Below are 12,364 nucleotides of genomic sequence, written 5' to 3'. Positions count from 1 at the left end.
AACCGTTATCATGATTTTGAGCAATTAAATGGAAGTAACTTATTAACAAATTTGTCTTGTAAGTTGATAACTATCAATTGGTTGGTGGTTTTTTTTGGAAATTAAATTGGAAAATTGGAGGTATGGATGAGCAATCTACTACCTTTGCATCTTTAAAATTTAAGGGTGATTTTATCTCAATATACAAAAGAATTTAGGTATAACTTAAACCTAGCGGCACCAGTCATGTTAGGCATGTTGGGTCATACCTTTGTGAGTCTTGTGGACAATATCATGGTGGGACAATTGGGTGCGGCAGAGCTTGCTGCTGTGTCTTTGGGCAATAGTTTTGTATTCATTGCCATGTCTATTGGGATTGGTTTTTCAACCGCTATTACGCCTTTGGTGGCAGAGGCTGATACTGAAAACAATTTCAAAAAAGGGAAATCGGCGCTAAAGCATGGTTTGTTCTTGTGCACTGCTTTGGGAATTGTTCTGTTTTTACTCCTTTTACTGGCCAAACCTTTAATGTATATTATGGATCAACCGGAAGAGGTCGTGAAATTGGCTATTCCGTATTTGGATTTGGTAGCATTTTCGTTGATTCCATTGATTGTGTTTCAAGCTTTTAAACAGTTTAGTGATGGTCTTTCGCTTACCAAATATCCTATGTATGCAACCATTATAGCCAACATTATCAATGTAGTGCTCAATTACCTGTTGATTTTTGGGAAGTTTGGTTTTCCTGAGATGGGTATTGTCGGGGCTGCTATTGGAACCTTAATTTCAAGAGTTGTGATGGTGTTTTTTATCTGGTGGGTTTTGAAAGCTCGAGATAAATCGAAGGCCTATGTCACCAATATCAAAATTTTTGTTTTGGAAGCGCCTATGATTAAGAAGGTCGTTAATATCGGGTTTCCAAGTGCCATGCAAATGTTTTTTGAGGTGGGTATTTTTACCTCTGCCATTTGGCTCAGTGGTACCTTGGGACAGAATCCACAGGCCGCAAATCAAATTGCGTTGAACCTGTCTTCAATGACCTTTATGGTGGCCACAGGTTTAAGTGTTGCCGCTATGATTAGGGTAGGCAATCAAAAAGGACTTCGGAATTTCACGGAATTACGTCGAATAGCCATATCCATTTTTTTATTGGGTGTTATTTTGGCCGTTGTCTTTGCATTGGCATTTGTGCTTTTACATAAGGTGTTACCAACTATTTATGTGGATTTGGACGATCCATTAAATGCTATTGATACCAGAGAAGTTGTTGCTATTGCGTCCACTTTACTTTTACTATCGGCAATATTTCAAATTAGCGATAGTTTACAAGTGGTTGCCCTTGGTGCGCTGAGAGGCTTACAGGATGTTAAAATTCCGACCATAATTACGTTTATATCCTATTGGGCAATCGGGTTTCCGATTAGCTTCTTTTTAGGAAAAGAGGAGGCTTTTGGAAGTGCTGGCATATGGCTCGGACTTATAGCTGGATTGACCTGTGCTGCTATCATGTTATTTATTAGATTTAATTATTTGACGAAGAAATTAATAAGGCTAGGAAATGTCTAAAGTCGGAAAGTGTCTAAGGTTTAGAGTTTATGAAAAATGACCCGTAAAAGTCTCTTATGTTTGAAGTAATGAAATTCTAAAGTAAATTCTATTGGATATGACTCATAAGGAATTTGCAACTATTTTATAAAAACGGGCAGTTCAATGTGCCATTGCTATAATAAACTTGGTTTCTGTCTTGCCATCATCAACGGAAGGTTTAGTGGTAAGAAATGAACTGACTAAATCAGGGACAAGTATTGGGGGCTTATTATAGGGAAGCGTGTAGATCAAGAAGGCCAAGAGATTTTATAAAATGAAATTAGAATGAGTTTGGCTATTTTTACTTCAATTGCTAGTAAGTTATAAGCCATAAACTAAATAAAATTTGATACTTTTACGCTCTAATTAAATTTCACCTAAAGCATTTAAAAAGTTTTTAACTTTAAGGACGTCAATTGCTTGTAATTTTTTGCACTTCAAATACTCGTAACCTTAGACACTCTTATAACTTATTTCTTAAAATAACTTAATTGAACTTTAAGTATTCATAACTCACAACAAAAAAATGGAACTACCAAAATTCATACTCGGCGACAATACAGATTATCCTGATGCCATCTATATTATTCATACAGAATTTCCACGATTTATTTTAAATCTGGAAGATGATGAAGTGGAATGGATGGAAGAGTTTGATGAACATGACGAAAAGGAAATTGCTTCTGAAACTGAGAATTTAATTCAGCTGGCTACCGACTTCTACGATCGTGAAATTGAAAGATACAATGCCTAATGATTGATCAAATTCTACAGTTAGATACTGATGTTTTTATTTATTTGAACAGTCTTGGGACAACAACCTGGGATCCGTTCTGGATGGCTTACACGTCCAAATTCAATTGGATTCCGTTTTATGCTTTGTTGCTCTATCTGATGTTTAGACAAATGCGGTTAAAAGCGGTATTGATAACTCTTTTGGCTGTTGCATTAATGATCTTGGTAACTGACCAAGTGACCAATCTTTTCAAAAGTGGATTCCAAAGATTGAGACCGTGTCATTTGGCTGAACTGATTGACGGGATGCGATTGGTGAAATCGAGTTGCGGAGGACAATATGGATTCTTTTCGGGTCATGCTTCCAATACGATGGCGGCAGCAATATTTATTGGCCTGACATTGAAAAAACGATTTAAATATCTTATTTATCTTTTGATCGTGTGGGCCATTTTAATGGGGTATAGTCGTATCTACATTGGAGTTCATTATCCTTTGGATGTGTTATTGGGAATGTTGTTTGGCGTTTTGACTGGAGCCTTATTTTATAAGCTCAACATCTATGCAATAAACAAATTTAAGGCTGACAAAAACGATCAAAAAATAACTTGAAGTGACTTTTCCAATAGTGAAATGTTGATGGCCTCACCATCGATATTGAAGAACTCACCATCAATTTGAGTTTCATAAGCACTCTGATTGGTTTGACGAATTATGACTTTTTTTGATTGATAACACTTAGCCTCCTTTATTAAATGAGGTTTTTTAAGCAAGATCAACAATCCGAAGTATAGTGATTTCAATCTAGACATTTTCGAAACAATTAAAATATCCAGCAAGCCATCCTGTAAAGATGCCATTGGTGTCAAGCTGATCTTATAGCCCATTTCATTGGAGTTGGAAACAAATACCAAAAACGGATGGGTTTGGATAGTATGTCCGTTAACTTCAACCGTGATTTTATTTTTATATTTAAAACACCTCAAGGCTTTCAGAGAAGATTTTAAATAGCTAATTAATTTTCGTTCATTCGAGTTTTCATAGTGTCTAATGACTTGTGCGTCAATACCGATGCCCGTATTACTAAAAAAATAATGCTCATTGACACAGCCTACATCAATTTTGTTGACGGATGCTGTTTTGATTAGAGCGGTGGCACGTTCAATATCTTTTGGAATCTTTAAATTGGATGCCAAGCCGTTTCCTGAGCCCAGTGGGATGATGCCCAAAACGATATTGGTATTGACCAAACAGGAGGCTACTTCGTTAATTGTACCGTCACCACCACAGGCTACAATAATATGTGCCCCTTCGTCGATGGATGATTCGGTCAAAACTTTGGCGTGCTTTTTATATGTAGATTTTTTTATAGTGACCACATACTCCCTCTCATCAAAAAATTTCTTTAAAAATTTCTGATTGATTGGCTGGTTCCCGGAACCAGATACAGGATTCACTATAAAATGGATATGTTTCAAATAGGTTTTCTTTTATTTCCACTACCGGGTTATAACACCCTAGGCTTATATCGATCGAAAGGACAATTTCTTAAATTACTGACAAGACCAATCTTCATTCAAAAATTTAGACTTGTGTTGTCTCCTACAAAAGTCTGAAATGGGTTTGAAAGATATTAATTTACCGACATAAATTATCAAAAATTTAAGTATTCATTAGATCTTATTATTTAAGTTTTAAACCTTCATTTCTATAGAGATAATCTGCTACTTGATAGAAAGCTACAGTTTCATTCAGGAAATTCTCATTCATGGGCAAAGTTTCTAAACTGTTTTGGTTTGGATTCCATTTGTAATAATTGCTTTTTTCCTGTTCACTTAAAATCATAATCTGATTGTTCTTTATATAGCCCAGTTTTCGGTAATTACCTAAAAAGGCACGTTCCTCACCAGGAGCCATCTCCAAAATATCCTTACCGAATAGATTCGAGTTATAGTCCCAATTTAAAAGGCCAAACAGTGTTGGGAAAATATCAATCTGTGAGCAAAGTTTATCAATTTTGATTGGTTTTGTGTTGGACAAATTATAGATAAAGGCTGGAATATGATAGTTTTTCACATCCAAATCCCAACGTCCAGCAACGGAGGCACAATGGTCTGACATGATTACAAAAATGGTATTAGAATACCAAGGTTTTGATTGGGCTTGTTTTAAAAATTGACCAATGGCAAAGTCGGTGTATTTAACTGCACCATGTCTACCTGTCCCGGAAGGAATGTCAATTTTACCTTCAGGATAGGTGTAAGGTCGGTGGTTGGATGTCGTCATTACAAAATCAAAAAACAACTTTTTATTTGAAAAGGCCTTGTCTGCTTCAGCAATGACCTTATTATAAATGTCCTCGTCACAAACTCCCCATGCATTTTCAAAAGTGACTTCTTTGTCTTCAATGTTTGTGCGGGTGGTTGGGATACTCTTATCAATTAAAAAACCACGGCCTCTGTCAATAATATTGAACCCATTCCCGCCAAAAAAGGTATTCATATTGTCAAAATAGCCATCACCACCGTAAAAAAAGTTACGTTCATATCCTTCTGATTTGAACACTTCGCCTATAGTAAATAAGTTTTGATTGTTCTTTCGCTTTACGATACTTCTGCCAGGAGTTGGGGGAATGGATAAAGTTATGGCTTCCATACCTCTAACTGTACGTGTTCCCGTAGCAAAAAGATTGGTAAAAAACAGACTTTCTGAGCTTATGGAATCGAGATGAGGCGTGATATGGTCTTTATTGCCAAATGACGTTAAGTAATTTCCACTGAAGCTTTCAATACAGATGAAAATAACATTAGGGCGTAGGGGCTTGGTCAGGCTGTCATTGTTGTGAATACTTCTATAGATTTCGTTTTTATTAGGAGATACCAAATGTTCTTTTGGGGATTTGAAACTATTTTTGACGATCGTAAATGCCTGGTCAATAGGGATGGTTTTATAAAAATCGGTATATGGGAGTTCGTTGGTTCTGAATGCCGCAACGAATGAGTAAATACCCGATTTTGCCAGTTCATTATTGTAGCGATTTTCAAATTGTTCAGCATTTTTATTGGTAATTAATAACCCGAAAAATAATGCAATCGAGAGAATGAAAGCGGAGGGAATAAGTTTCTGCTGAAAGCCGTTGTCATTATTAAAAGTTTTTTTAAAGGCACCGATCTTCCATGTAAGAAATAGCAAACCGTATAAAATGACAGAAATTATCAATATGATTATTTTTATGGGATAGCTTTCATTGATGTTTTTTAAGACTTCATTGGTGTAAATCAAATAATCTACTGCTATAAAATTAAAACGACTTTTGAACTCTTCCCAAAAAGTGATTTCAGCTATAAACGAAAAGATTATAATGATCAAGCCTAAAAGATAGGCACTATAGGTGGTAATTCTATCAAATAAACTGCCATGTAATTTTTTAGGGAGTAACAAAAGATACAGTACATATGGCGTCAAAAACAGCGAGATGGTTCCAAGGTCAAATAGAAAGCCGATTAAAAAAGTATTGACAATATGAAATAAGTTCACATCTACTTCATTAAAACTCCAAATAAATAAAAGCACTCTAATTGCTGTTGAAGATAGGATAAAAATAAAAATGAAAGATTTTAATAATGTAAACCTTTGCGGTAATCTAAATGTTGTCATTGTTAATTTTCGAATAAAATTACGTTCCAATTCTAAAGAGACTTTTAAGTGGTTGGCTTTACTAAACCTGTGTTACTGGTTCTTAACTTTGAGTGAGAAACGAAAATAAAGATCGCCATGAGTACCATTGCTATAATGGATGCTGTTAATGTGCCTAAATCCAATCCGCCTTTGGCTATAGGCTTGGTAAGAAAGTCACCAAAGGTGGCGCCAAATGGGCGGGTAAAAACAAAGGCAATCCAAAACAACAGGATTTGGTTGGCCTTGGTAAAATAATGCAACCCAATAACCAATGCAATTATAGATGCCGTAACTAAAGCTCCCATGAGATAACTCAACCCGATATTGTCACTTAGATAGTCGCCAAAAGCCGTGCCCAGACTGTTAGAGAACAGTACGGCAGTCCAAAAGAGCAATTCTTTCTTCCTTTGATAAATAGGATGGACCTCAAGATTTTTGAAACTCAAATACCAAATCAACAGGGTCAATAAGAGTCCTGCGCATAAGATGATACTACCATAAGTGTAACCAAGTCCTAAACTTCGGTCCATAAAATCAGAAATTTCTGTGCCGAGGGTGGTCGTTGCAATGATAACCAGCCAAAAGAAAAGTGGGATATATTTTTTTGAATAGAGCTGTATGCTCAAGACAATCAAGAAAAAAACGAGTGTTATGGAAATACCCACAGTATAACCCAAGCCCAACGTTTGGGCTATAAAATCTCCTAAAGTTTCCCCAAGTGTGGTCGCAACGATTTTCATGCACCAAAACAAGAATGTTATCTTGGCGACTTTGTTTAAATGTTCCATTTTTATTTTAAGTAAGGCTTAAAATTACAATGGAATTCTAAAGAGATTTTAAAGAGAGAAAGGATCAGAACTGAATTTCAAACTCATGGATGTTATTTGAATAGGTATAAGTAAGCTCAAAATTATAATAGTCACATATTTTTTTAACTATGGCCAATCCGAGGCCTAATGACTTGGACTGTTTGTTTTCTTTATAAAATCGATGAAACAATTGGTCCGAGCCAGCTATCTTGTTGTCGCCGTTGTTGGAAATTTTGAAACTGTCAGAAGTGATCGCAATAGTTATGTTCCCATTCGCATTAGTGTATTTTATGGCATTTCCTATAAGGTTGGAGAACAAAATATCTGCTAAACTCCTGTCCATTAAAATACGAGTTTCAGAACGGGAAGAGAAATTAATTTCAAGCTTCTTATGGTTCCAAATGTCCTTTAGATTTTCTAAAAGTTCTTCGATTATAGTATTTACTGAAATTGCTTCAACATCATGAAATTGTTGATTGTCAATTCGTGTCAATAGGATAAGGCTTTTATTTAATTTGGAAAGTCGTTTTGTATTGTCTTGAATATCATAAAGTGTTTTTAAATGGTCTTGTTCCAGGTCTTTCGATCCATCAATCAAATTTTCAATTTTTGCTTGAATGATAGCCAAGGGTGTTTGGACTTCATGCGAGAGGTTTTCTGTAAACTGCTTTAAGTTATGGTAGTCTGTGGACAATTTTGATGTTAACGCCTCAATTTCAATATTTAACTCTGAAAATTCAGAAATATCAGAGGCTTCTAGTTGAATAGCTTGTTCTGACCTAATTGAAAAAGCTTTGAGAATTTCAATATTTTTAAAAAAAGGCGTCCAAATTGTTCTGTTCAAATTTTTATTATAGATAAATTGGGTCAGGTAAACCAAAATAATGATGACTCCAAAAGTGATGAGAATGGTCAACAAGGTGTCATCGTATTCAACCATTAAGGTTCTGGTGATTATATGGTAATTTTTCGTATTGATGGTCTTATAGACATTAAGTTCCTTAAAGAGTTCATTTTCATTTTGAAGAACATCAAAGATGATTGTATCTTTTAGAGTGTCAGGGTGAAGATGCTCAACCTGATGGATTTCAAAAAGCGGAAATAATGATGTTACTTCCTTTTGTTGAACAAGTTGTTGTTCTATTCGAAAATTTGTGTGGTAAAGACTTTCTTTGGCTTCTGCCACAATATAGGCCCGTGTTAAAAAATATAGAATGGTCAGACTCCCCAAAACAATGGCGAGCCCAAAAAGCAATTGTTTTTGAGAGATTTTTTTTGATAATGACATTGTTTTCTTTTGTCCCTTCAAAATCTACGTATCTGTGAATTTATAGCCACTTCCATAAGTGGTCTGAATGTATTTTGCTCCCTTATTGGTCAGTTTTTTTCTAAGGTTATTGATATGGACATAAATAAAATCAAAATTGTCCAAGAGATCGCTATGGTCTCCCCAAAGATGTTCTGCAATGATTTCCTTTGAAAGAACACGGTTTTTATTGGTGATAAAAAAGAGAAGTAGATCAAATTCTTTTCGAGTCAACACAATGTCTACTTCGTTGACAACAACCGTGCGCGATGTAGTATTGATAGAAATCTCATTAAAGTTTATGATATCATTCCCTTCATAGTGGCCACGTCGTAGAACGGCTCTGATGCGTGAATTAAGTTCGGCCAAATGAAAAGGTTTGGTCAGGTAATCATCGGCACCTAAATCAAGACCCTTAAGTTTGTCTTCCAAAGAGCTGTTGGCCGAAATGATGATAATGCCAGAATGTTTGTGTTCTTCCTTTAAGGTTTTCAAAATGTCTAAACCGCTGCCGTCCAGTAGATTAATGTCGAGTAGAATAATATCATAGGCATAAAGGTCTGATTTATAGGAGCCTTCACTAAAGTTGGATGCTGTTTCGCAAATATGACCATCCTTTTGTAAATAAGTCACAATGGACTGCTGCAGTTCAATTTCGTCCTCAACGATTAAAATTTTCATAGTCAGTTGAATTAATGATCCAATGTAGGGCTCAATATTATAGATAATCTAAAGTTGAAAACTATATTTAATTTTTTGGTTTTAACGTTAAACTCAATTATAGATCTTTTGAGCAAGGTGGTCCAATAGCTATAAAAATCAAACAAACGCACTATATCCAGTTATGGCTCTTCCCACAATTAAGGTATTGATTTCCTTGGTGCCTTCATAAGAATATATGGCTTCCGCATCGGCCACAAACCGCGCCACATTGTACTCCAACAAAATACCATTACCACCCATGACCTCACGTGCCTGGCTGACCACATCTCGTGTCCTTAAAGAGCAAAACACCTTTGCTAAGGAGGCGTGTTCATCGGTTAGAAGACCTTGATCCTGCAATTCAGAAAGTCTATAGACCATGGTTTTCATTGCTGTGAGATTGGATAGCATTTCCACCAGATGATTTTGTATCAATTGAAATGAAGCAATTGGTTTTCCAAACTGTTCACGTTTTTTGGTGTATTTGAGTGCATTTTCATAAGCTCCCCTTGCGCAACCTACGGCTTGCCACGCTACACCCGCTCTGGTCATCCGCAATACTTTGGCCGTATCTCTGAACGAATTGGCGTTTTGGAGTCGGTCTTTTTCAGCAATTCTACACTCCTTTAGTGTGATGATGGCATTCTGTACGGTTCTTAATGCCATTTTATCTTCTATTTTTTCGGTGGTGAATCCGGGGGTACCCTTTCTAACCAAAAATCCTTTGACCTTGTTGCTGGTTTCGTCTCTTGCCCATATAATCGTCACATCAGCAAATGTGGCGTTCCCAATCCATTTTTTTTGACCGTTTAAAATCCACTCGTCGCCTTCAAGTCTACAGGTCGTTTCCATTCCGCCCGCCACGGCACTTCCAACATTGGGTTCGGTCAGACCAAAGGCACCTATCAATTCCATTTTTTGCATTCTCGGTAGCCATTCTTCTTTTTGCTCTTCGCTTCCGCAGAGATAGATCGACCCCATGGCAAGTCCGCTATGAACCCCAAAAAAAGTCGAGATCGAGACATCCACACGTGCCAACTCTTCAGCGATGATGCCTTCCATAATAAAAGGAAGATCAGGGCAGCCATAACCCTTATAGGCGACACCACAAATGTTTAGGGCAGCTAATTTTGGGATGATTTCCATAGGGAATTTGGCTTTTTTCCAATAGTCATTGGCAATAGGCTCTACTTCATCCTGCATAAAATTGCGGACTTTCATTTGAATCGCACGCTGTTCCTGTGTCAATTTTAAATCGAGATCATAAAAATCGCCATCAATAGGAGGAAGTTGGTGTTGTCCTTTTTTGCTTTTCTCGGTGAGCATTTTCATGAGTCCGTCGAGCTGATTATCATCGAGTTCTCCCACAGTTTTCATGATTTTAGGTAAATCTATTTTCTCTGAAATTCTACCAAGATCTTCAAAGTCAACTTCTTTCATCAGATTGATGATGGACTTAATTTTTGTGAATAATGTCATAGAGCGCTTCGGATTTTGAATTAGTTGATGAAAAGTTAGTGATTTCCATTAGAAAAAAATACGAGTCTATGGAGATTTATATAGAATTTAACGCTGAAGGTTGAATCCCAATGGGTATCGGGAGAAGTCGAAATTGAAATTGAAGTTGAAATTGACTCCTGAAGGTTGTTGGGAGAAGTTGTCCGTCACTTACCATTAAAGTTTCCCGCAGATTGCCGCAGAAACTATTGAAGAAGAATAAACGGATTTCATTATTTAGGTTGTTTTAATCTCTTCTCCAATGAAGTTGAGAGGATTATACACCGTCAATCCACTACTACCCACTATCCACTGCCCACTATTAAGTTTCACAGAGAAATCCGTTAAAATATTAGTGGAGATTTACTTGAGACCCAGCAATAGTTCCGCGGCAGCAAATGGCGTGGTTTCACCATTTTCAATACGTTCCAATTGGTGTTTTAATTCTTTTTTAATGGTTGGATTATTGTAGAAGTCGGTTTTGAGTCGGTCTTCAATGGTTTGGAGTAGCCAGAATTTGTTTTGTTCGTTCCGTGTATGGTCAAAAAAATGGTTTTCTTTGACTAAGCTTAAATAATCCTCAATCAGTTGCCAAACTTCTGGAATTCCTTTGTTTTCAAGCGCACTAGCCAGAAGAACTTTGGGTTGCCATCCAGAATCTTTAGGAGGGTAGAGGTGTAGTGCCCTGTTAAACTCGACCTTTGCAGTTTTGGCATTTTTAAGATTGTCGCCATCTGCTTTGTTGATCACAATAGCATCTGCCATTTCCATAATGCCCCGTTTAATGCCCTGCAATTCGTCTCCTGCACCGGCCAGTTTCAATAATAAAAAGAAATCGACCATACTGTGGACGGCCGTTTCACTTTGCCCAACGCCAACAGTTTCGATCAAGATGGTATCAAAGCCAGCAGCTTCACACAGAATAATGGTTTCCCTACTTTTTCGTGCCACACCACCAAGTGATGTCCCAGATGGTGAAGGACGGATAAAGGCATTGTCGTCCTTGACCAGTGCTTCCATCCGGGTTTTATCGCCTAAAATTGAGCCACGACTTAAAGAACTGCTCGGGTCTACCGCTAAAACAGCAATCTGCCTTCCTTTAGACGTCAAATAGGTGCCAAAAGTTTCTATAAATGTACTTTTTCCGACCCCGGGCACACCGGTAATGCCAATCCTGATTGATTTATTGGCATAAGGAAGGCATTGTTGAATGATCTCATTGGCCATCGTTAAATGTTGCGGATTGGTGCTTTCCACCAAAGTTATGGCCCTGCTCAGTGCTGTGCGGTTTTTGTCGCGTATGCCTCTGACCAATTCTGCTGTGGAAGGTTGTTTATGGCGTTTATTTCTAATGGCAGCAATAGCACTTTTGTTGGTCGTTTCAGATTCAGAAACACCTTCAGTTTCTTGTAGTGCCGAGGTTTTGCCTTTTTTGGTCAAAATAATTCAAGTTTAGCCTATTGTGGTTGGTCTTTGCTGATTTCCATAGGGACTTCAATTTTGGTTTGGTCCCATGCCATGGTCATTTTTAAAATATCTACAGTATTGTCAAAAGCAATGGTAAACTGTTCTACGGTATGGTCTAAATGGATGACAGGAACATCAACTTCCAAAAGATCATATTTTGGTTCACGCATAGGCCGCATTTGGTCGTCAACACCCCATTCGTATTGTTTGGTATTAAAATAAACCTTCCAAAGGCTATCATTAGGAACGGTCCACAGTGTATAAATGCCCTTGGGCACAGAAATGCCGTCAATGATTAGGGTTTTGTTGGTGGTAAATGTGGTAGCTTCGTTGGCACCGGTACGCCAAACTTTATCATAAGGTACCAAAGCACCAAAAATCTCCCGTCCTTTTTTATAAGGTCTATTGTAAAGCACTTCCAACTTTGTATCATTTAATTCAAATTTTACGACATCTTTTGGACTCACTCGTTTTGAAAAAATATCTTCAACAAAATAGGAATATAAAAATAAGCCTGCTGCCACTATGGCCAGGACAATTAAAAGGCGTTTTAAAAACGTATTCATAAATAAGGGAATTTGTTTGAAACTTGGGTTAAATATAA

The 12,364-nt window shown here is 37.0% G+C and carries 11 protein-coding genes; 3 read left to right on the top strand and 8 right to left on the bottom strand.

Going from position 1 to position 12,364, the window contains the following annotated elements; all coding sequences use genetic code 11:
- Positions 1-165 precede the first annotated feature (165 nt).
- The 3 genes from G6N06_RS02800 to G6N06_RS02790 all read left to right on the top strand — a co-directional run bounded on the left by G6N06_RS02800 (position 166) and on the right by G6N06_RS02790 (position 2,913).
- Positions 166-1,545 (top strand): MATE family efflux transporter, encoded by a 1,380-nt coding sequence (locus G6N06_RS02800; protein ID WP_163514539.1) that lies wholly within the window; start codon positions 166-168, stop codon positions 1,543-1,545.
- 547 nt (positions 1,546-2,092) lie between these two features.
- Positions 2,093-2,320, top strand: coding sequence for a DUF8828 family protein (locus tag G6N06_RS02795; protein WP_163514538.1), 228 nt, complete (start codon positions 2,093-2,095; stop codon positions 2,318-2,320).
- On the top strand, positions 2,320-2,913 hold the full coding sequence (locus G6N06_RS02790; RefSeq protein WP_163514537.1) for a phosphatase PAP2 family protein: 594 nt from the start codon (positions 2,320-2,322) through the stop codon (positions 2,911-2,913). The genes G6N06_RS02795 and G6N06_RS02790 overlap by 1 nt, the downstream gene beginning before the upstream one ends.
- On the opposite strand, the gene G6N06_RS02785 is transcribed toward G6N06_RS02790, so the two are convergent.
- The 8 genes from G6N06_RS02785 to G6N06_RS02750 all read right to left on the bottom strand — a co-directional run bounded on the left by G6N06_RS02785 (position 2,898) and on the right by G6N06_RS02750 (position 12,326).
- A complete protein-coding gene (locus G6N06_RS02785) occupies positions 2,898-3,779 on the bottom strand; it encodes a diacylglycerol/lipid kinase family protein (RefSeq protein WP_163514536.1) in 882 nt (293 codons plus the stop codon). The two genes, G6N06_RS02790 and G6N06_RS02785, sit on opposite strands and share 16 nt — an antisense overlap.
- A 205-nt stretch (positions 3,780-3,984) precedes the next feature.
- Positions 3,985-5,958, bottom strand: a complete 1,974-nt coding sequence (locus G6N06_RS02780; protein ID WP_163514535.1) for an LTA synthase family protein — start codon at positions 5,956-5,958, stop codon at positions 3,985-3,987.
- Positions 5,959-6,002: 44 nt separating this feature from the next.
- The gene (locus G6N06_RS02775; RefSeq protein WP_163514534.1) at positions 6,003-6,767 is read right to left on the bottom strand and encodes a COG4705 family protein; all 765 of its coding nucleotides are present in this window, start codon (positions 6,765-6,767) and stop codon (positions 6,003-6,005) included.
- A 64-nt stretch (positions 6,768-6,831) separates the two neighbouring features.
- The gene (locus G6N06_RS02770) at positions 6,832-8,076 is read right to left on the bottom strand and encodes a sensor histidine kinase (protein ID WP_163514533.1); all 1,245 of its coding nucleotides are present in this window, start codon (positions 8,074-8,076) and stop codon (positions 6,832-6,834) included.
- 24 nt (positions 8,077-8,100) lie between these two features.
- Entirely contained in the window at positions 8,101-8,775 is a 675-nt protein-coding gene (locus G6N06_RS02765; RefSeq protein ID WP_163514532.1) for a response regulator transcription factor, read from the bottom strand.
- 138 nt (positions 8,776-8,913) lie between these two features.
- Positions 8,914-10,275 (bottom strand): acyl-CoA dehydrogenase family protein, encoded by a 1,362-nt coding sequence (locus G6N06_RS02760; RefSeq protein WP_163514531.1) that lies wholly within the window; start codon positions 10,273-10,275, stop codon positions 8,914-8,916.
- Between the two features lie 381 nt (positions 10,276-10,656).
- Positions 10,657-11,736, bottom strand: a complete 1,080-nt coding sequence (gene meaB / locus G6N06_RS02755) for a methylmalonyl Co-A mutase-associated GTPase MeaB (protein ID WP_371865806.1) — start codon at positions 11,734-11,736, stop codon at positions 10,657-10,659.
- Between the two features lie 14 nt (positions 11,737-11,750).
- Entirely contained in the window at positions 11,751-12,326 is a 576-nt protein-coding gene (locus G6N06_RS02750) for a DUF2911 domain-containing protein (RefSeq protein WP_163514529.1), read from the bottom strand.
- Positions 12,327-12,364 lie beyond the last annotated feature (38 nt).

Origin of the sequence: Gelidibacter japonicus (genome assembly GCF_010725055.1) — a bacterium.
GTDB lineage: Bacteria > Bacteroidota > Bacteroidia > Flavobacteriales > Flavobacteriaceae > Gelidibacter > Gelidibacter japonicus.
The sequence above is the reverse complement of the archived record's forward strand: the minus strand, read 5'-3'. Positions and strand labels throughout refer to the sequence as shown.

Coding starts and splice junctions, on each gene's coding strand:
- G6N06_RS02795 (WP_163514538.1), top strand. CDS start 2,093: ATGGAACTACCAAAATTCATACTCGGCGACAATACAGATTATCCTGAT.
- G6N06_RS02790 (WP_163514537.1), top strand. CDS start 2,320: ATGATTGATCAAATTCTACAGTTAGATACTGATGTTTTTATTTATTTG.
- G6N06_RS02780 (WP_163514535.1), bottom strand. CDS start 5,958: ATGACAACATTTAGATTACCGCAAAGGTTTACATTATTAAAATCTTTC.
- G6N06_RS02775 (WP_163514534.1), bottom strand. CDS start 6,767: ATGGAACATTTAAACAAAGTCGCCAAGATAACATTCTTGTTTTGGTGC.
- G6N06_RS02770 (WP_163514533.1), bottom strand. CDS start 8,076: ATGTCATTATCAAAAAAAATCTCTCAAAAACAATTGCTTTTTGGGCTC.
- G6N06_RS02765 (WP_163514532.1), bottom strand. CDS start 8,775: ATGAAAATTTTAATCGTTGAGGACGAAATTGAACTGCAGCAGTCCATT.
- G6N06_RS02760 (WP_163514531.1), bottom strand. CDS start 10,275: ATGACATTATTCACAAAAATTAAGTCCATCATCAATCTGATGAAAGAA.
- G6N06_RS02750 (WP_163514529.1), bottom strand. CDS start 12,326: ATGAATACGTTTTTAAAACGCCTTTTAATTGTCCTGGCCATAGTGGCA.